This window comes from Caballeronia arvi (assembly GCF_001544695.2).
GTDB lineage: Bacteria > Pseudomonadota > Gammaproteobacteria > Burkholderiales > Burkholderiaceae > Caballeronia > Caballeronia arvi.
Map to the genome: position 1 here is coordinate 1 of NZ_FCOM02000069.1, position 20,373 is coordinate 20,373.

General features: G+C 57.5%; 17 protein-coding genes. 6 read left to right on the forward strand and 11 right to left on the reverse strand.

All coding sequences use genetic code 11. The features are described 5' to 3' along the window. Window positions 1-1,103: 1,103 nt before the first annotated feature. The 10 genes from AWB74_RS37940 to AWB74_RS37985 all read right to left on the reverse strand — a co-directional run bounded on the left by AWB74_RS37940 (window position 1,104) and on the right by AWB74_RS37985 (window position 10,714). Window positions 1,104-2,084, reverse strand: coding sequence for an amidohydrolase family protein (locus AWB74_RS37940; RefSeq protein WP_087039419.1), 981 nt, complete (start codon window positions 2,082-2,084; stop codon window positions 1,104-1,106). An 84-nt stretch (window positions 2,085-2,168) separates the two neighbouring features. Continuing rightward, entirely contained in the window at window positions 2,169-3,050 is an 882-nt protein-coding gene (locus AWB74_RS37945) for an alpha/beta fold hydrolase (protein WP_061151753.1), read from the reverse strand. Window positions 3,051-3,105: 55 nt separating this feature from the next. After that, on the reverse strand, window positions 3,106-3,981 hold the full coding sequence (locus tag AWB74_RS37950) for an alpha/beta fold hydrolase (RefSeq protein WP_061151732.1): 876 nt from the start codon (window positions 3,979-3,981) through the stop codon (window positions 3,106-3,108). 74 nt (window positions 3,982-4,055) lie between these two features. Next, window positions 4,056-4,871 (reverse strand): molybdate ABC transporter substrate-binding protein, encoded by an 816-nt coding sequence (locus AWB74_RS37955; protein ID WP_061151733.1) that lies wholly within the window; start codon window positions 4,869-4,871, stop codon window positions 4,056-4,058. 41 nt (window positions 4,872-4,912) lie between these two features. Continuing rightward, window positions 4,913-5,848: an SMP-30/gluconolactonase/LRE family protein gene (locus AWB74_RS37960; protein WP_061151734.1), complete on the reverse strand. Its 936-nt coding sequence runs from the start codon at window positions 5,846-5,848 to the stop codon at window positions 4,913-4,915. Further along, on the reverse strand, window positions 5,845-7,146 hold the full coding sequence (locus tag AWB74_RS37965) for an MFS transporter (protein ID WP_061151735.1): 1,302 nt from the start codon (window positions 7,144-7,146) through the stop codon (window positions 5,845-5,847). The genes AWB74_RS37960 and AWB74_RS37965 overlap by 4 nt, the downstream gene beginning before the upstream one ends. 8 nt (window positions 7,147-7,154) lie before the next feature. After that, window positions 7,155-7,982, reverse strand: a complete 828-nt coding sequence (locus AWB74_RS37970) for an amidohydrolase family protein (protein ID WP_061151736.1) — start codon at window positions 7,980-7,982, stop codon at window positions 7,155-7,157. Continuing rightward, a complete protein-coding gene (locus AWB74_RS37975) occupies window positions 7,982-8,815 on the reverse strand; it encodes an SDR family NAD(P)-dependent oxidoreductase (protein ID WP_235024833.1) in 834 nt (277 codons plus the stop codon). The genes AWB74_RS37970 and AWB74_RS37975 overlap by 1 nt, the downstream gene beginning before the upstream one ends. A 10-nt stretch (window positions 8,816-8,825) precedes the next feature. Further along, the gene (locus AWB74_RS37980; protein ID WP_061151737.1) at window positions 8,826-9,386 is read right to left on the reverse strand and encodes a carboxymuconolactone decarboxylase family protein; all 561 of its coding nucleotides are present in this window, start codon (window positions 9,384-9,386) and stop codon (window positions 8,826-8,828) included. A gap of 20 nt (window positions 9,387-9,406) precedes the next feature. Continuing rightward, entirely contained in the window at window positions 9,407-10,714 is a 1,308-nt protein-coding gene (locus AWB74_RS37985) for a cation:dicarboxylate symporter family transporter (RefSeq protein WP_061151738.1), read from the reverse strand. Window positions 10,715-11,048: 334 nt separating this feature from the next. On the opposite strand from AWB74_RS37985, the gene AWB74_RS37990 reads away from it, so the two are divergent. Further along, window positions 11,049-11,999 (forward strand): LysR family transcriptional regulator, encoded by a 951-nt coding sequence (locus tag AWB74_RS37990; protein ID WP_061151755.1) that lies wholly within the window; start codon window positions 11,049-11,051, stop codon window positions 11,997-11,999. 113 nt (window positions 12,000-12,112) lie between these two features. Here the strand turns inward: AWB74_RS37990 and AWB74_RS48470 are convergent, their stop codons facing one another. Further along, window positions 12,113-13,135, reverse strand: a complete 1,023-nt coding sequence (locus AWB74_RS48470; protein ID WP_087039420.1) for an H-NS family nucleoid-associated regulatory protein — start codon at window positions 13,133-13,135, stop codon at window positions 12,113-12,115. Window positions 13,136-13,763: 628 nt separating this feature from the next. On the opposite strand from AWB74_RS48470, the gene AWB74_RS38000 reads away from it, so the two are divergent. From AWB74_RS38000 to AWB74_RS38025, 5 genes are all read left to right on the forward strand, one after another. Next, a complete protein-coding gene (locus AWB74_RS38000; protein WP_061151739.1) occupies window positions 13,764-14,324 on the forward strand; it encodes a hypothetical protein in 561 nt (186 codons plus the stop codon). Window positions 14,325-14,713: 389 nt separating this feature from the next. Next, window positions 14,714-15,835, forward strand: coding sequence for a branched-chain amino acid ABC transporter substrate-binding protein (locus tag AWB74_RS38005; RefSeq protein ID WP_061151740.1), 1,122 nt, complete (start codon window positions 14,714-14,716; stop codon window positions 15,833-15,835). A 584-nt stretch (window positions 15,836-16,419) separates the two neighbouring features. Then, the gene (locus tag AWB74_RS38010) at window positions 16,420-16,659 is read left to right on the forward strand and encodes a hypothetical protein (RefSeq protein ID WP_061151741.1); all 240 of its coding nucleotides are present in this window, start codon (window positions 16,420-16,422) and stop codon (window positions 16,657-16,659) included. A 2,121-nt stretch (window positions 16,660-18,780) separates the two neighbouring features. After that, window positions 18,781-19,305: a low affinity iron permease family protein gene (locus AWB74_RS38020; protein WP_061151743.1), complete on the forward strand. Its 525-nt coding sequence runs from the start codon at window positions 18,781-18,783 to the stop codon at window positions 19,303-19,305. Between the two features lie 243 nt (window positions 19,306-19,548). Further along, window positions 19,549-20,358: an alkaline phosphatase family protein gene (locus AWB74_RS38025; protein WP_061151744.1), complete on the forward strand. Its 810-nt coding sequence runs from the start codon at window positions 19,549-19,551 to the stop codon at window positions 20,356-20,358. Window positions 20,359-20,373: the final 15 nt, after the last annotated feature.

Here is a 20,373-nt window from a genome sequence, read left to right on the forward strand (position 1 = left end):
CGCTCGATCAGCGACAGCAGTTCTTCTCGTTCTTTCTTCGCCAACTTCACTGGCGTTGCATGACGACCTTGGCTCATTTCGAAATGATAGCCAAGACAATCATTTAATCAAGCTATTTAGGGGATGTTGTACTAGTATGTTCGTGCTGAGGCGATGACATCACTAATCCGACCGTCGCGCTACTCGCGCCAAACTTCCAATAGACCGCGGTACCGACGATAGCACCGCCGTCCTCGGCGACAATTACTTCGCCTGTGCTTGCGGCAAAGCGCCACTCTTCCAGGCGATGCGGCCAGCCGAGACTGGACGATAATCCGTAGGCTTTCTTCAGGTCGCTGGTAGGACAGGTTCGGTAGAAAAGTGCGCGGGACATAGCAGTTCACACGTGGTTGCGTCTGGGTAAAATACACGAATTACGCGACCAGCTATAGGACAAAACAACTTTTTCCTGAGGGAAAGGCAATCTTTGAACGCCCTCGGAAGCGTCGATTAGGCTCGCGCAAAGGAATCATTCGCCGGAGGTAGTAGGTTCACGGCGCCGAACTCTGGCCGAGCTAAGGCTTTTGTCGTTAGGCAGCAGAAGTCACAGCATTCGCATCGCTCGAGCGAGCCTGCGGCGACGTCACCGCATCCGAAGCAGTCTCTACATTCGCGTTGCCAATAGACGTCGCCGCCGTGACCTTCTTGCCAGCAGCCTTTGTTCGCAACCTGCGGCCCCTTCGAGCTGCGGTCATCGACCTCTTCGCAGCCGCGCCCTTTCGCACAGTCGTCTTCGTGGACGTCGCCGAAGATTTCTTTGTCGCACCCTTCTTGCGGATACCGTAGCAGCCGCCTACTTCCCAGCCGCTTGCTGCGGCTGCGGCCCGAAGAATTATCTGTCGTGCTTTGCTAGTTCCCTCCCAGGACGTCCCTCGTTGGTCTAGTTCACCCGCTCGAACAACAGTGCAGCCTGCGCAACACCCCGCGCTGGATTCGCTACCACCCGAGCCGGCCTTACCGGCACCGCTTCTGCCCGGCTTACTCCTGATTTCCTCCCTGCTGCCGTCACGTTGTGTGATGACGCAAGTATGAGTCGGCATCTTCCTTCCCGTAGAGCTCAACGCTCAGAAGCCGTAGAGAGTCGCGGGATTGTCGACAAGAATGCGACGTTGAGTCGCGGTATCCGGAGCGGATGCAGCCAGCAAATCGAGGAGTTGTGCATCGTCCGGTTTGCTCACCTTCTCGGTAGGATGCGGCCAATCGCTTCCCCACACCACGCGCTCGGGGGCTGCATCGATGTACGAACGGGCCATTCTCGTCGCATCTTCATAGCTCGGCGGTCCAACCTTTGTATTAAGGTAAGCGGCGGACACCTTCACCCACGTACGCCCATGGTCGAGCATCCCACAAACGACGTTGTATGCATCGCGCCCTGAGTCAGTTTGCGGCAACCGCGCCATGTGGTCAAAGACTACCGGACACGGTAACCGCTTCAACATTTCGGCGTTTTCGACAATGAGGTCCGAGCGCATTTGGAGCTGTATATGCCAACCCAGTTCGTGGATTCTTCTTGCGACGGGTTCAATCATGTCAGCGCGAGTGACAGCATTCTTGGGCTCAAAGAGCGAAAATCGAACACCGCGAATTGCGCCCTGATGTAACGCAAGAAGTTGCTCGTCCGAGATGTCGGAAGAAACTACGGCAATACCACGTGCCTTGTCCGCCCCGAGTTTTGAAATCGCGTCCAAGGTGATGCGGTTGTCTGTTCCGTAGTTTGCAGGCTGAACGATTACGGTGCGCGTCGTGCCGAGCCGGCTTTGAATCTTCCGGTAATCCTCAACCGTCGCCTGGCGTGGAAGCGTGGCGTTCGCATTAACGATTGGGAACCTATCGTCGTAGATGTGAATATGCGCGTCGCATGCCATTGCTGGCGCTTTCAAAGAAGCATTCTCGTTGCCGCTTGAGTTCGAGAATGAAGCGTTCTCTGCGGCCCGAGCAGAGGGCGTACGCAACCAGCTGACCAGGCCCGCAGCAGCCACAGCTAATGTGAACGCCCGACGCCGCGCATCAAACGCATCACCAGCCGTTGAAACCTTCGAATCCATGTCTGTGCCGTTAAAAGTTTTGACTGCGCTTGCGGACGGAGCGGACGCACTCCGCGCTCCGCCGCCCAAACATCAAAGAATCAATTACTGGTTGACTCGCTTCGCGAAAATCGAAATGGCGTCGGCCATCGCTTTCGGCTGCTCCGGCGCCATGGCGTGACCCGCGTTGGGTATCACCACAACAGTCACTCGGTCTCCGAGCATGTTCTTGAGCACTTGCGAGAACCGGCGCGGCGCCACCGCATCATTCTCTCCTTGCAGGTCGAGAATCGGTGCGGTGCCGGCTGCGAAGTAGTCGTCGACGGGAGTAGTGTTGCGTGCATGTCCCTCAGCTTCGTGGGTCTCGGGATGCCAGCCGCCGAGCCACACGCTAGGGTCGTTCCCGGGTGCGAAGAACGCTTCCTTCAGATACTGCAGCCGTTGTGCTTCGGGAAGCTTGAGGTCTCCAGCACCATCAATCGCCTTGCGCATTTCCGCGTTGATAGGCTTTTCTGTCGAACCGGGCGGAACTTTGCCTGCCGAGGCGGCTGCGACCACGACCCCCTTCACAAGGTCTGGGCGGTCTGCAGCCAATTGACGTGCGGCGAAATTACCCCACGCGTGCCCAACCACGACGACCGGGCCAGCCTTCTTTTCGTCGATGACCATCGCAACATCGGACGCAAAGTCGTGAACGCTGAGGTTTTCCATCGGCCCTTTGCTCTTGCCAACACCGCGAGGCTCCGGGCGCAGTACACGGAACCCATCCGCGACGAGATATTGCGCCACCTGGTTGTAGTCGCGCACCGAGCGGCCCAGGGACGGAAGCATAACGATGGTCGGTCCCTTGCCTTGGCTCAGGACCTCAATCTGAATATTCCCATGCTTAACAACATCGTCAGTGACTTTTGCACCGCCGGCTGCCGCAAAGACGCTTACCGACACAGAGAGAATGATTGCTGCGAGACCAGTTTTCGAGAATTTCATGAGAGCGATTCCTTGACCTATTTCACAAAGCTGATTCGTTAGCATCAGCTGCCGCCTACTGCCTGTACATCTGGTGTGCGAAGCGCGCGATGGCGTCGCTCATAGCCTGCGGTTGCTCAGGAGCCATCGCATGTGCTGCGTTCGCGACCACCTCCACTGTCACGCGGTCCCCCAACATCGGCTTGAAAACATTGGGGACAACAACAGCGTCGTATTGACCTTGGAGGTCAAGAATCGGAACCGTCCCACCCGCGAAATACGCATCGACCGGAGTGACATTTCTCGCATGCGCTTCGGCTTCATGGGTTGCCGGGTACCAACCGGTCAACCAAGGCCGCGCGTCATGCCCCGGCGCGAAGAACGCTTGCTGCAGATATTTCAGCCGCTGCGCCTCCGGTAGTGAGAGATTCCCGGACCCCTCAATCGCGTCCCGAAGCCTTCCGTACGGTTTCTCATTTGAACCGGGAGGTAGTTTTCCAGCCGATGCGGCCGCCATGACCAATCCCCGAACGAGGTCCGGACGGTCCACGGCCAACATGCGTGCTGGTTGACTTCCCCACGCATGCCCGACGACGACGACTGAGCCCGTCTTTTGCTCATCCAGAACCGAGGCGACGTCGGCAGCAAAGTCGTGCATATCGACGTTAGTGAGAGGACCTACGCTCGCGCCGATACCTCTCGGCTGAGGCCTCAGCACCGTAAAGCCGTCACGCTGGAGGTATGCAGCGACTTCATCAAAGTCTGCCGCTCCCCTTCCGAGGGACGGGAGAAGGACAATTACCGGCCCCTTACCTTGACGGATAGTCTCAATCGTTACGGTTCTGTGCGTTGTTATCAGGTGCTCGGGTGCAGCGCTCGACGGCAAGTGAGAAGCGCATCCGAATGCAAGACACGTACACGCAAGAGCAATAAAATGGCCCCTTAAATTCATGAGGTTATCTCCTATTTCTAGTAGTTGTACTGATATTGTTACGTGGGTTCCAATCGGCTCGTTTCTTTGCCTCTCTAGTTCGCCGTTGCCTGTGCTTGCGACTGTGGCTGCTCAAGTCCGGTGCTGTCGAAGATTGCCACCGCATTCTTCGACTTCAAATACCCAATGAAGGCTTTTGCGGCTTCAGCCTGTTGGGCGTTCTTCGCAATTGCGGCAGAAATGACACTGACCTTCTGCACTTCGCGCGGGAGAGGGCCGACGAACTGAATCTCCTTGAATGCTTTCAGTTCGCTGATTTGCTGAAGTCCCAGGTCGGCATCACCGCGCTGAAGCGCTGCCCCAACAAGTTCGCGCCCTTTGATAAGTACGCTCTTCTGCTTCATCTGCTCAGCGATACCGAGCTTGGGGAAGAGCGTTCCAGTAATGTACGTTCCGCTAGCGCCTTCAGAGAACGCGACAGACTTGGCTGACAGCAGAGCCTGCTTCAGCTTCTCCGGCGTCGATACGTCCGGCTTCGGAATGCCGGCACGTACAGCGACCCCGACTGCTGATTCGGCAATATCAGCTTTCGTGTCCGGAGCGAACACTCCCTGTTTGATTTGCTCGTCGAGCGCGGCGCCAATCATGAAGCAGACATCCATCGGCTCGCCGCTCTTGATTCTCATGGGCAGAGTGTCTGGCGAGGTTCCATAGGAGGGACCCCAGGAGATTAGAAGGTGGTTCCCAGTATCGCGTTCGAACGCGGGTACAAGTTGCTTGAACGCGGCGGAAAGCGCGCCCGTTGCAAGCACGTGTATATCCGCGGCGTGCGCTGTACCGCTCAACATGGCCGCGCAAGCCAGCGCCAGCATTGATGCACGGATAGCCCACCTTTTTGTTTCGATTGCCATTGCTTGTCTCCTTACCTTGTGGATTTTCGATTCAATACTGCTCAGACGGCGCCACGCGTATTCACGAACAGTGCGTACACGGAGGTCGTCGATGCCATGAACAGGCGATTGTTGTCCCTTCCGCCGAAGCACAGATTTGCGCAGCGCTCAGGCAGCGCAATGTGTCCGATGGCCGTACCGTCGGGCGCGAAGACTCGTACGCCGTCAAGCTCATCGCTGCCGGTACCCCATCCGCACCAGAGGTTGCCGTCGACGTCGACTCTGAAGCCATCCGGAGTGCCGTCCTTCGCGTCGATAAGGACCCGACCGCGCACGAGCTTGCGGTTATCAATAACGTCGAACGCCATAATTGTTCGCGGCCGAGCTCGTGATGCGACGACATACAGCGTTCGCTCGTCAGGCGAGAAAGCGAGCCCGTTCGGACCTTCGATGTCGTCTGCGACGCACTCAATCTGACCGCTCTGCGTGTCAATCCGATAGACACAAGCCGGCAAGTCAGGCGTCCCCTGTTTCCCCATGTAGTCGCTCACAAGGCCAAACGGTGGGTCGGTGAACCAGACGGAGCCGTCACGTGTCACGACGACATCATTTGGCGAGTTGAGCTGCTTCCCTTCGAACGTATCGGCGAGCACGGTGACGCGGCCGTCGTATTCAGTGCGAGTGACGCGCCTTGTCCCATGTTCACAAACGATGAGTCGGCCTTGACGGTCGCGAGTCATGCCATTCGCTTTGCTTGACGGCGACCGCCACGTGGAAGCCTGCTCCGTGGCTTCGTCCCACTTCAGGATTCGGTCATTCGGCAGGTCCGTCCAGTAGAGCACGCCAGCGTCACCGAACCACACGGGTCCCTCTGCCCAGCGGCACCCCGTCCACAGGCGCTCAACCTTTGCATGCGCCAGGCGGTAATGTTCGAATCGCTTGGCCAGGATGCGAATTGCTGGGTCGGGGGTCCTCAAACTTGGCTGCCACGTATTCATCTTGCGTCCTTCCTCTTCATAATCACCAGCAGAACAACAGTCAGAAAGGTCGCCAGGACAAGCATCGCGCCCATTCCGATGAGACCAGCCTTGAAAGAACCCGTGGTGTCCTTCAGCCAGCCGACCATGTAGGGGCCAACCAGGCCGCCAAGGCTACCGACCGAATTGATGAAGGCCAGCCCCCCGGCTGCTGCTTCTTTTCCTAGAAAAGTCGCCGGAATGCTGTAGAAGCACGTACGCACCGATGAGAGACCAATCAGTGCGATGGTCAAGCCGACCATTGCAGGCGCCAGTTCATCGGAAACCACTGAACAGAAGAAGCCAATTGCAGCCAGTCCGCAGGTCAGGGCGAGATGCTTAACGTAGCGTTGCGAGCGCGCCAAGACCCTCCCCCAGAGAAGCATCCCCACGCTCCCGACAACATAGGGAAGTGCGGTCAACAACCCGATTTGCGTGTCACTGAGATGGTGTGTCTTCAAAATCGTCGGCAACCATACGCCAATGCCGAGAATTCCGATGATGTAGCTGAAAAGGATGGCAGTGAGCAGCCACACGCGCCAATCCCGTAGCGAGCGCGTGAAGTGCTTCTCTGCGTTCGCCGGGCGCTCTCGCTCGACAGCGGTCTGCAGAGCCAAACGCTCTTCAGGTGTCAGCCACGTCGCCTTGTCCGGCGAGTCACTCAAAACTTTGAGGCAAAGGACGCCCAGCACGCACGCCGGAAGACCCTGGAGGATGAAAAGCCACTGCCAGCCATGCAGTCCGAGCCACCCCTCAAGCTTTAACATCGAAACGGACAACGGGCCGCTGAATACCGACGACAGCGGCACTGCTGCCAGGAACCACGCCATCATCTGCGTGCGATAGCTAGCCGGAAACCACAGAGTCAAAAAGAAGATGACGCCAGGAAAGAATCCTGCCTCGCCGATGCCTGCGAGCAGGCGAAGAAGCGAGTAACTCACCGCGCCGGTTGCGAAACTCGTCGCGGCTGCGAACAACCCCCACGTAATCATGATGCGAGCCAGCCATCTCCGCGCACCGAACCGGTAGAGCGCGAGATTGCTGGGAACCTCGAAGAAGCAGTAACCGACGTAGAAGATGCCGGCAGCTAATCCGAACTGGGACGCCGTCAATCCGAGGTCGCGATTCATCGCTAGCGCAGCGAAGCCAACGTTCGTTCTGTCCAGATAGTTGATGAAGTAGGCAAACGCCAGCAAGGGAACGATTCGCAAAGCTGCCTTCCGGCAGGCAGCCTGCTCGACGCTGCGCCCTGTCTCCTGAGTAATTGTCGTTGTGCGCATGATGTTGCTTACAGATAAAGTCGTCGCGGATTGCTAACAAGCACCGCATCCGCCGCCTCGGCGTCGCCGCAAACCTCTTCGATAAAGGCGAGGAGCTTTGAATCATCCGGCACGTCGCCCTGAATGTTCGGATGTGGCCAGTCACTGCCCCAGATAGCCCGGTCCGGCGCTGCCGCGAGCAACCCCCTAACGTGAGGAAGCGCTCGGGACCACGGCTCGTTCGACCCGCTCATCATGCGGTCGATACCGGAGAGCTTTATCCAACGGCGCTCGTTATCAAGGTATCTGCGCAGAGCCACAAGCCCGTCTCTGTCCGTCTCGAGAGCAGGGTCGGGACGTGACATATGGTCAATTACCAACGTGGTGCGCAAACTCCGCCAACTGTCGAGAATGGGCAGAATCTGCCCGAGCTTGCCGTGGAGCAGGACGTGCCAACCTAAGGAGCCCACACGCTCCGCCAGCGCCTTGAGTTCGCTTATGTTCTGCCCTTCGGCGAGGTGTCCCATGAAATTGAATCGGATACCGCGAACCCCTCCGGCGTGGAGCGCCTCCAACTGACTGTCGCTTTCCGAGCCGTTGAGCAGCGCTACGCCTTTATATCGGCCCCCAGTGACGGCAATCGCGTCGAGTAACGCCGAATGGTCGGTCCCGTAGCAGGCTGCTTGCACCAAGACACCGTGGGAAATGCCCAAGTTTCGATGCATTTGAAGAAGTGCGGCCATCGGCGCTGCTGCGGGGCGATACACAGCACTCTCTGGAAGCGGAAACTCTTCCCACGGTCCATAGATATGTGTGTGGCAATCCCACCGGCCACCGTTCACGTGGAGGCTGTCCATCAGTCGCACCGTGCCGTCATGCCGCCATCTACGATGATTTCCGTGCCGGTGACAAACCGAGCCTCGTCAGAAGCAAGGAACAACGCAGCGTTTGCCGTATCGCGGCCGTCACCCATGAAGCCCAACGGAATTCGCGCAACTCGGGTCTCCAACAACTTGTCCACGTCGCCGCCTGTCCGTTGACCCGCCAGCCGCGCTTCTACCATCGGCGTATGCAACTGGCCCGGGACCACGGTATTCACACGGATGCCCTTCTTCGCGTACTCGACTGCGACCACCTTGCCCAGTTGAATCACGCCAGCTTTGCAGGCTGCATAAGCGACTTGCGCCGAGCCCGTCCAGCGGATACCGGAGGTCGATGCGGTGTTGACGATTGACCCGCTGCCTTGCGCTTCCATAACGGGAAGGACGTGCTTGCAGGTGATATAGACACTCTTGAGATTAAAGGCAACCTGGGCGTCCCAGGCCTCTTCAGAAAGGGCTACGGGTCCGCCGGCCGCCGAGCCGCCAACGTTGTTCACCAGAACGTCGACGCTACCGTACTTCTCGCGACATGCCTCGACCATCGCCCGAACTGCGTCCGAGTCCGTGACGTCGCAACCGTAAGCCGTGATGTCGCCACCGACTTCGCGCACGCGCCGCACGGTTTCTTCCATCGCGTCCGGGTTTTTGTCGACAGCGAAGATGCGGGCGCCTGCCTGGGCGAAGAGCACCGCAACCGCGCGGCCATTTCCCCATCCGGTGCCGACGCAGCCTGCGCCCGTGACAATGGCGACCTTTCCATTAAGGCGTCCTGAATTCACGCCGTTTACGAGATTTTGCGAAATTTCCACTTGATGTTCCTCAGTTCGATTCTTGGGGGAGTTCAGGTGTGGCGCCTTCCGGGGGCGGCACTTCGAACACTTTGATGGTCATCGAAATCAACGTGTAGTAGCCGGCAATGCCAACGAGGTCGACTACGCCATCCTTCCCGATTTCACCCACGAGCTCCTGGTAGAGAGAGTCGGGCACTTTGCGCTGTTCATGCAGTTCGGTGAGAAAGGCGAACACCAGTTCCTCATCCCGTTTCGCAAAAGGAGGCGTCTTTCCATCCCGGATTGCGTCGATGACTTCGTTCGAAACACCGGCCTCGAGAGCGAAAGGCTTGTGCGCGGCCCATTCGTATTCCGCGAGCCAGTACCTTCCCATGAACATGATGGCAAGCTCCGAGAGACGGGCCGGGAGGCTGCTGTCATACCGGCAGTAGCGACCCAAGGCTTGGGAGCGGTCGGCAAGTTGCGGCCGATGCAGCCAAATTGCGAGCGGGCCTCTGACGCCCTTTCGCGGACCGCTTGCGATTGCGTCGTAGACGGCGCGCTGCTCAGGGTCAAGTTGCCCCGGGTCGATGGGTGAAAGACGTGTCATTTGGGTCGATTCTCAGTAGTTCAGTGAGACTGGGCAGTCGCAGTGGTAGCAGTGCTCTTTTCTTGCTGGAGGCAGAACCGGCGGGGCCTTGCGCCAGTCTCCTGTTCGAAAGCCTTCGCGTCGAAAGCACCTTCCCAGCGGGCAATGGTGAATACCGCGAGCGTGTTACCAACCACATTGACGAGCGCAGTAGCCGTGGCCATTACGCGGTCGATGCCGAACAAGAGACCCAGGCCGCTCAGAGGAAGCGTTCGGACCGATTGGAGCGTTGCTGCAAGCTTCACGAAGGCACCGCCTGCGACCGTGGTACCGCCCTTCGAGGTGAGACTCAGAATGGCCAGCAGTCCAAGCTGCTGCCAGAGGGAAAACGGGGTGTCGGTTGCCTGAGCGATGAATCCGATGGCAATCGCCATGTAAATCGACGTACCGTCGAGGTTGAAGCTGTAGCCGGCCGGGAGAACGAAGCCAACCACCGCCTCGTCGCAACCAGAGCGCTGCAATTTCTCGATGAGTCGAGGCAGTGCTACTTCGCTGGACGCCGTCCCAAAAATAAGCAGCAGTTCGTCGCGAATGAGCCGCAGGATGCTAAAGAACGGGAGACCAATCATCCAGCTAATGCTGCCAAGCACACCGAACACGAACAGCAGAGAGGCAGCGTAGTACAGCACGATGACCTTCAGAAGGTACATAAGCGTCACACTACCGTAGCTACCAATCGCTGCTGCCATTGCGCCAAAAGCTCCCAGCGGCGCGAGTCTCATGATGAAAGCGAGCATGCGAAAGAGAACCGATTGCGCTTCGTCGATACCTCGAAGAAGGACCGAATCGGGACCGACCGCCATATTGAGTGCGAGACCTGCCAGCAGCGAAATGATGAGAACCTGGACGATGTCGCCCTTTGCAAACGCGTCGACCAGAGTATGGGGAATCAGGCTCAGCAGATAGTCGACGGCAGAGATTCCGCCGGCGCTCGCGGTTGCCTTGACGGCTGCCTGGCTTTCGGCGATGTTCGTCGCATGGAGACCTGCACCCGGCTGGAACACGTTCACCATCACAAATCCGAGAATCATTGCGACAGTGCTGACCACCTCGAAATAGACGAGCGACTTGACGCCCATCCGTCCCAGCATGCGAAGGTCTTTGACGTGTGCGATGCCCTGAACCAGCGTGCAGAAAATGATGGGCGCCAGCATCATCTTGAGCAAGGCAATGAACCCCACTCCGAGAGGCTTCATTGCCACTGCCCAGTCAGGCTTTGCCATCCCTAACACGATTGCGCAAGCCAGGCCGATAAGTACTTGCACATGTAGTTGCTTTAACCGCCTCATATCGTCTCCTAAGTTCGAATCGAATGTCTCTTGTAGATGGCCCGATACGGCGTCATCTGTCCTGGGACCTATACCGAAGTTTTGTCCTGAAACTGGGAGAAGCGGAGAAGTCCTGGTCCGTGACAGAGCCGGCGATACGGCCACATCGCGAACTACGCCGGTTCGGGTTAAGCTGCCCAAGAGCAACGTCGCCACGCCGGTGAGGGATTCACCCTCTCGTCTCCGTTCATTTTTTCTAGTTCTTTCTTTAATCCAGAGCATAGGTGAGCGGCGATTGCTTGACAAAGGCCGAGTTTTGATACCAAGCTATGCCCGAATGGCATAGGACATGAGAATGGACATTCGGGAGCTGCGCAGTTTCATCCATGTTGCTCGCGCGGGCAGTTTCAGCCGTGCGGCAGCTGAGTTGTACATCGCCCAGCCTGCGTTAAGCAGGCAAGTAGCGAAGCTAGAAGAGGAAATTGGGGTCGAATTGCTGGCGCGTCACGGCCGAGGCGTCCGGCTCACGGCGGCCGGCGCTCGCCTGCTCGAACGAGCCGAAATGATTTCCAACATGGTGAGTGAAACCGGTGAGCACGTCCGCGCGACTGCCGACGAGGAGCGTGGCTACCTAGCCGTCGGACTGCCGCCCACGATGGGAGCCCTCATTGGCGCTGAACTCGTGCGCGATTTTCGCGAAGTGTATCCACGTGTCGCGCTTCACATCCGTGAGGGGCAAAGTAGTTCGTTGCAAGAATGGGTGGCCGACCGCCGCGTCGACTTAGCGGTAGTCTATAACCAGCCGCCCTTGGACGCCTTTAAGGTTCGGCCGCTCTATAGCGAGCCAATGATTCTAATCGCTCCGCCAGGAACGCCGATTCCAAAGGACGGTTTCCAAATAAGGGACCTCGCCAGCCTACCTCTCATTCTTCCCGGGATGCCGCATAGTAATCGGAGAGTCATCGAACACGCCGCGGTGCAGAACGGCATTCGTCTTCGCTTGGAGCTCGAGGTTGACAGTGTCGCGCTCACGAAGAAACTGGTTAGAGCAGGCGTCGGATATTCCATTCTCACGTCAATCGCGATTCGTGACGAGCTGGCAAGCGGCGACCTGGTTGCGGAAGTCATCACGCGGCCGTCCATACGGTCGACCGTCGCAATAACTACCCTGCGCGAAAACCCGCTCTCGAGGTTTGCAACCGATTGGATGGCGATGCTTCGAGAGAAACTGAAACGGTTTGTCGGTACCGAACAGTGGAACGAAGATATTGTCTGGCTCGATAACGAGGCAACTAATTCTAACTAAACCTCGTTGCAGTCAGCCCTTACAGCCCGTCGATGTGAACGAGTGAAGAGCCGCCGACGGCTTCCGCCTGCCGCGCGCAGTGGCGGTGGCACAAGCCATCGAGCCTTCTGCCTTCACGCAACGGCGTCGACTTCGCTTGTGCTCATCGCAGGCGGCAGAGGCGTCGAGTCTGCAGCTTTCTCTACTATCACTTTGCCACCAGACTTCTTCGCCCCCACCTTCGTGGCAGCAGCTTTCTTGCTCCCAACCCGCAATACCTTCTTCGCCGCGGACGTCGACTTCTTAGCACTAGCGCCCTTGCCGCCAGGAGTCTTCGCGGACGTCGCCGAAGCTTTCGTCGCAACCGCCTTCTTTGCTGACTCCGTCGCGGTCGCCTTCTTCGCCGCTGCTTTGTTTGCCGCGGCCGCCTTCGGCGTGCTTTTTTTGGCATCAGCAACCGAGGTCGCAGCACCGTCAATTAGGAACTTGGTCCGGTCTCTCGCGCCTGCAAGCCAGCCCGGAGCCTTTCCGCGACCGCTCCACTCTGCGCCGCTCTTCGGGTCGCGATACATCGCGAGTTGCTTCCCTCTAACGTAGTTGCGTGGCTTCGCCGCCTTCTCGCCATCAACTGGGGCGCTTCCCGCGCTGCTGTCAATCAGAAACTTGTCGCGATTCTTCGCGCTCGCCAACCAACCAGGTGCCCTACCCCGACCACTCCATGTCGCCCCTGACTTGGGGTCACGATAAAGCGCGGGCTGCGGACCGCGTAGGTAATCGCCGGGCTTCGCGGCGTTCTTCGCGGCTTGATTCGTGGCAGGCGGAGTGCTCGTCGAGCTGCCATCAATCAGAAACTTATCCCGGTTCCTTGCGCCCGCTATCCATCCAGGCGCCCGGCCGTGGCCGGACCAAGTTGCGCCCGACTTCAGGTCACGATACTTTGCATTCGACGCTCCCTTGCCCTCAGTGGTTTTCGTCGCCGCGCTACTTGTCGCCCTTCTTCCATCACTCTTCGAGCCGAGGTCATCGACTGTCAGACCGTGCTCTGCCATCAATGAGTGAATTTGAGCGATGACGCCTGCCGACTGTTTCTTAGTAATTGCTTCAGCTTGAGCTTGCAGTTTCGCAATCCTCGCCTCGATGCTTTCGAGCGTTGCCATGATTTCCCCTCTTGCGTGGTTGCAATCAACGCACTATGCCACGTTCAGCAAGATATGCGAGCTTTCCATGCCTAGAGCAATGCTCTAATCATGCGAGGAGTATGTTTCGAGAGAGAAAACTCAAGGAGAGACTGCAAGTCCAACAGAAAGATGTAAAGGCTTGCCTTCATTCGGGCGCTACTATCGTATCGCTTCACGCACGCGGGTCCAACTCTGTTCTCAAACTCATATCTTGCGCACGATGTTGAAGGCTTCATCATAGCGGGCTTTCCTTGTGCCTTGGTCCGCAGCTATTGCAGCAGACGATGGTAGAGCGCAATCGCTCGCGAGGATAGGTCTTCGCTTGGATTGACGACACGGTTTCCCAAAGACTCGTTGCGAACGTCCCCTCAGCGAAGTTCCGGAGGACACACGAGTGAGTGCCGGTTCAGGTCCTTGAGTGCAGCGGAGTTCCTCCTCAGCCTATCCAAGACCGCCAAGCCAGTTCGAAGTTGTCATATGCCGTCGACGCTGAGGGGACCGAGCTGGGGACCGCTTTCGCCAGGTCAAGCCTTGGTGAAGGCAAAGCCGCATTCCTTCGCGAGCCTTTCATACATCTTCCCGTGCCACGTCGTCCGGAAATCACCCAATGTTTCCCAGCCGACGGACGGACTTTGGCCAAGCCCTTATCCTGCAATCGTTAAGGAACGATTTCATTGACGAAAGCGGAAGGTCACGAGCGGTGCCTGGTCCAGCAACGAACAAAAACCAATTCGGAGCCAAACTCGTCCAAGAGCTACTTCGCGAAACTCGCGGCGTAGGTGTGGCATTCGCGGGTCTGGGCATCGGCACCGGCGTCGGGCTTTCGGCGGCCATCATGATTTGGGCCGCCGACGTAGACATTATTCGAGGGGGTTCTGTTTCCTTCTGGTGTCTCGCTGCGGGTATGTTTTTCGGCTTCACGCTGGTCGTAGGTTACGGCATTCGTCTGAAAACAATCCTTGACCGCCTGAGTCCACTTGTAAATGACATCGAGACTTGGTGCTCGCGCATCGATGCAATCAGCGAGGCAACGAGTGTCGAAACCGTAAGTTTCGGACGGGCCGCCCGGCGTACGCACCTCAATCTGTACCCAGCGGCGCTTAAGGACGAGGCGGAAAAACAGACAACGGTGCTCCTCGAACGCCTCATGTTGCCGCGCAAGCATTAGCGCTCCTTCCCGCTTCGGCCGTTCAAGTGGCTCTTCGAATCCGGCGTCGTTGACGAGAACGCACCGCCGAGCATTCCGAGGAAATCTGCGTTGAGTCGAGTTAATCGAAGCTCTACGCGTGCGAAAAAGGCTTCTTCTTAGTTTTGAAGGAAAGCTCCTAGTTCGTAAGTAACTTCCTTTGAAGAAGTAGCAAAAAGCATCTATACAGAGTGTCGACGCCAAAAGTCGTAGCTTTTGAATGTCGGGCGCTAATCGGAGGCAGCAACCGCATATCAACCGAATCAGCTCCGAAAACTTCAGACGGCCGTCGCATTACTACTTTTGATAGGTTGCCCGGAAGGCAAACCGCAGCTAGGCTGATTGCTCCCGGTCAAACCTCGGAGACATCAATGCGCCGCTCAAGCATTACGATTGCTGTAGTCATTGCTGCAGGGTTCATCGCATCCGCTCAGGCACAAACCGTCGTCACAATTGGCCACTCCGCTCCCCTCACAGGACCTCAGGCGCCCAACGGTAAAGACAACGAAAACGGCGCGCGCCTCGCAATCGACGAACTCAACAAGACCGGCGTCACCGTCGCGGGTCAGAAGGTCACGTTCAAACTGGACTCAGAGGACGACCAAGCCGACCCGAAAATCGGCGTTCAGGTAGCGCAGAAGCTTGTCGACAGCGGTGTCATCGCCGTACTAGGACCCTACAACTCTGGCGTGGCTATCCCGGCATCGCGCGTCTATAACGCGGGCGGCGTGTCCCTGCTTCCCGTTGCGTCCAATCCGGCCCTGACGAAGCAAGGCTTCAAGACCATCTTCCGTATCGGCGCGAGCGACGAGCAACTTGGCGGAACGATGGGCCAATTTGCGGCCAAGACTCTGAAGGCAAAGACCGCCGCAGTCATCGACGACCGCACGGCGTACGGTCAAGGCGTCGCCGAGCAGTTCGTGAAGGAAGCGAAAGCAAATGGAATTCAGATTGTCGACCAGCAGTTCACGAACTCGTCAGCAACCGACTTCCTGGGCATTCTCACGAGCATCAAGTCGAAGAATCCCGACGTCATCTTCTTTGGCGGCTATGCCTCGCAGGGCGCGCCGATGGCCAAACAGATGAAAGCCCGTGGCCTGCGAGCCAAATTACTCGGTGGCGACGGTATATGCTCGGCCGACATGGGTAGGGTGGCGGGTGATGCGGCGTCTATCGTCTACTGCGCGCAAGGAGGAATCTCGCTCGACAAGACGCCGGCTGGCCGAGAGTTCCTGCAGAAGTACAAGGCCGCGTACAACACTGACACTCAGGTGTATGGCGTTAGCTACTATGACGGCGTCAAACTGCTCGCTGATGCGATGGTCAAAGCAGGAACCACGACTGATAAAGCAAAGCTCGCGGCCCAATTGGCGAAGACTGATTACAAAGGCGTCGCCGGCACTTACGCCTTTGATGAGAACGGTGACCTGAAAGGTGCACCAACCACCGTTTATGTCATCAAGAATGGCCTGCCGGCCCCGTACGGTCAGTGACACGCACGCGGTGGCTGTTTCGCTTGTCGCCGGCAGGCTTCATAGCCCGCCGGATGACAGTATCGCCAAACGTGCGAGAACACCGTTAACGAGATTCGAAAGGCATTGATGTTTGCACCGCGCGGGAGCGCTGACAGCTACGGTCGCTCTTCGACTGAACCGATTCGTCGCGCCCCCGACTCCGACGCCATCCTCCGCGCACGCGGGCAGCAAAACTGACCACGCATCGAATGCCAGCAGCGCGCTGACTGCTCTTCCATCTGATGGGTCACGGCACCGGAAACGCCCCGGTGTCGCCAATACCACATCTCAGACGGCGTCTGCGGCAACAAAGCCTACAGCGACCACTGACGTCTCGTTCACCGCGGCAGTTCGGTCCCACCGCGGAATTCGGAGACCCTAAATCATTGACATACCGTGCTGCTGCCTAAAAGAAATACGTTGAGACGTGCTAGCCACTCCACGGTACGAACGCATCGCTTCCGACGATACAGTAGGCATCTAAAACAAATCTTCCCGTCAGAAACCGTTTGAGATGGGTTGCTACGATTTACGCCTCCTGGCGCCTTCTCGCACTATCTGACATGGACAACACCGACGTCTTCAAAAGATTGAGGGAAAGGGTCGAGCGTCAAATCGAGCAACGTCACGCTGAGCTGCTTCCTTTTCACGCGTATGTTTGCTCGCTGGAGAAGGCGGGCTACGACAGCGCGGCGGCTAGATACGTCTTGGAGTGTATGAAACAAGAGTTGATTAAGTGGCAGGACATAGAAGACAGAATCAATGCGTTCGCTCCGGCTGTGCGCAATCGCCTGCGTGCCTGAAGCGAGGCAGCTTAGCCGAGGGGCGCTGGGTTGTCGCGCTGCAAGTCCTGCCGCCCTTCCAGCTTCCGTCTTTTTAGCAGCGACGGCAACGGCCGATGCGCAGCGCCTTCTCGCTCCACCCCCACCAAGCCCTCACTCCAATTGAGCCGCTCTGTGTCGTCACTCGTCGGAATCACGAGGCAAGGGAGCAACGGCCGCCCATCCAATTGAATTGCAAACCGCGCTCCGAGGGTTCAGACGCAGAACTCGTGAGCCATCGTCGAAGGTAAGACATTCGATTTCTACCCCATTCATGAACTCATCTGACGTATCGGGGGACACGCCAAAGTAATGCGTACAGGGAAGCCCGCTTTCACGGAGAAGGTCGACGGCATGTTCCATAGAACCGCCGGAGCGGTCGTGTCGCTGCCATCTGTTCAGTAATGTTGCAGCAATTTCGGCCTCATGCATGTGATGCTCCAATCCACGCCGCGGGACGGCGCCCGAATCTACATGCGAGGAAAACAGCAAAATTTGTGCAACGCAACAAGTCACTCACGGACTTTATCTTCTGGTCTAACCGTCGTTAAATCCGTTAAATCTTCCGAGGAAAAAAGCGAATCTGCTGGGCGACGCGTCCCTGACAAGCGACGCCCGCATCCGACCAATTCAATGCCTCACGCCGCGCTTGAGCGCTCGTAGTCTTTTTTACCGAACACGGAAATATCCGGCCGGCGTGCCTTTTTCCTTGTCGACACCGCTCGAACGTAGCATCTTCCGCGTCAGGGTAAATACTTACTGGCGTCTATGCTCGAGGCTTCTGTCAAGTGGAAAGGACGAACGGATGGACTTCTGGCCTATGGTGGCATCGTCGCGGAGCCAGTAATTGCCATTTCGATTGCCTACTGCGTGTTGTCGAACATCAGTTTTCGTTCGCTGCGGATGGCTCGTTCTCGATGAGCCGCGCGGAAGAGGTGGGCCTTGTCACAACGGACTACGCGCAGCAGCATGCAACCGACGCAGTGCTTTTCAAGCGGGTAGGACGTGAACTATTCGAATATCGAATCAAGCGACCCTTGTTGGGCCACGCGGGCATCCCGTGGCTTTTGCGCGTCGTACAGATATCGACCTTGCGCACCGTTGTGAAAACCATCCGGGGTGCAAGCTAGAGGCGGAATAGCCGACGTGCGCAGTTCCACGCCGGCCGACCGAAACGCACGCGCTCGCATCCGGAAATCGCAATCACAGTCCCAGTTGCTACCAACTTCGAGAAGGTCTGCTTCAGCCGCATATCTATGAGCAATAAACCAGGGCTGCGCAAACCACTGAGAAGGTCTATCCCTCCACTGCTTGGTTCACTCCTTCGGGCCGGCGCCTCCAGCAAAGCATACCCTCTCTCTTTGAAAAGCTGGATTGCTCCTGACGCTTTACACCGCGGCTGTGGAACAAGCAGCGTGCTCACCTTACTGTGTCAACAGCTCTTGATATCCGAAGAGCTATGCTTGGCCGGTTATCAAACAGCGCGACTGGCTTCCGTCCGCGAGGCGCACGCAGCACTTGTGCGGCTGGACTCGGACGCGAAGTCACGCATCGATTGGAAAGCGGCGGGAAGCGACTACGAGGCGTTGCGTGGTGCACTGATGGTGTACGACGAACAGCTGCGCAGTGCTCCTCACGCTCGAGTTCGGAATGCACAGTTCGCAACGGCGAACCGGCTTCTTGACCATCTCGGCCGAAATGGACAACCGTAGCTCATTGGCGCTTTCTCTTCAACCGCAAGGTCACCGGCATCATCCGGTCATTTCAATAATCACGCGTGCATGGGTCTGTGGCAACAGACCGATTGCGACAGTTTCGTTAGTATCCCCAACTCCTCGTGTGTAACTGGTCGCCACGAGGACGACTGTGCTGTATATCGAACTCGCAGTTTCCGCTCTCTCTGGTTGAAGCAGCAGATTATCGGTCGCGACCGAATGGACGCATGTCGGACCCAATGCAGGGCGAATGCGCCCGTTCGAAGCGGCTCTTATTCACGACGAAGGCTGAAATGCAAGTTCCCGCTCATCGCGGTCCTTGGCTTACGACGCGCCGACTGGCACATTGGTTGCATCTGGCATAAGAAAATGACCTGAGGAGCTTACGATGAAAAATGACAATTTCTCGAGCTCATCTACCGATGAATTGGACACCGTCCCGGACACCTCAAGTCCTGCGTACGCGGGCCGCCATCCGTTGACTCGCGCATTCGACAAGTTCGCCAGCCTAGTCACCAGATGGGCAGGCTCGCCCGCCGCGTTCTGCATGGCTGTTCTGACGGTCGTCGCATGGGTAGTGACCGGGCCAATGTTTCATTATTCCGACGGCTGGCAACTTGTCATCAACACGGGGACCACGGTCGTCACGTTCTTGATGGTATTTTTGATTCAACAGAGTCAAAACAAGGACAGTGTCGCGCTTCATCTGAAACTCAATGAGTTGCTGTCCTCACATCGAGCGGCAAGCAATCAGCTCATAGGAATAGAGGACGCATCAGAGGAGGAACTGCGACGGCTCGCTGCGGCCTACCTTCGATTGTCGACGAAACAAACGGGCGAAGTCGCGGCACCAGCGCCGGACGAACTGTCACCAGCCGAAACCGCGGTGCAAAGGGCAGCGAATGGAGGCTAGTCGCTATCCGTGCTCCCCTGCGTTCAGAGTAGACCTTGTGATTGCCGCGGATGTCGACATCAGGATTTGCAGTAGACAGGAGGCTCGGAGCCGATTGCAGACCCGCTCAACAAGTGCTAGAGGCGGTGTTTCTTCAACGCCCCAATTTTTACTTTTCCCAACGGCACAGTCTTCTCGGAGATACCTCGGTCAGAGTGGCTCATTGTACAAGGTGATGTCGCGCAGACGCGCGGAATCTACGGAATGCAGAACCTACTCAGCCGTTTTGTTCCGATGGCTACACTTCTATCACGGCTCGCCTCCGGCTCGCTGACGGAGAAGTTCATATTTATTGAGCCTACGTACGACGCAAAGAACGACTTTCGAAATGGAAATTCGATGCATCCGGCAGGCGACGTTCGCAAAGGCGAGGCATTGGTTAAGCAGGTCTACGATGCTATAAGCACGTCTGCTCTGTGGCCCAGCAGCGTTCTACTCGTCGTTTTCGATGAACACGGTGGCTTCTTCGACCATGTGACGCCGCCTATAGCCGACCTGCCGGACTCAGCGGAAAACGCTCGGCTGAAAACTCACAATTTCTCGTTCGACCGCATGGGCGTAAGGGTTCCCGCTATTGTCGTTTCTCCCTTCGTTCCAGCAGGCACCATTGACCATTCGGTGTACGACCATACGTCCATTCTAAAGACGACAGACAAACTTCTGGGTCTTGATGGGCTCCTTCACCTGACAGCCCGCGTGCGCGCGGCGAACGACTTCACGAAAATGTTGAGTCTTTCGACGCCTCGCGCCGAAATCCTTGTATGCCCCTCGCCTGTCACGATAGCCGGTGGCTCAAGACACCGTCAAGCGAGGGCGCTCCGCGCTCGAAGGACCCATTCTTGCCGCTGTACGCACACCACTGAGGCGGCCTTCGGGCGTCGGCCGTTGAGTCCAATACTGAGGTGCGACGCCGAGCGCTCGCGGCGTCCGTCGCGTAGCGCCTCTTTTCGAACGCGTCGTGAAATCCTCAGCATGGCGATGACTCGCGGGCTTATTAGCCATTTCGCAGAGTAGGTTCACGCTGCCCTA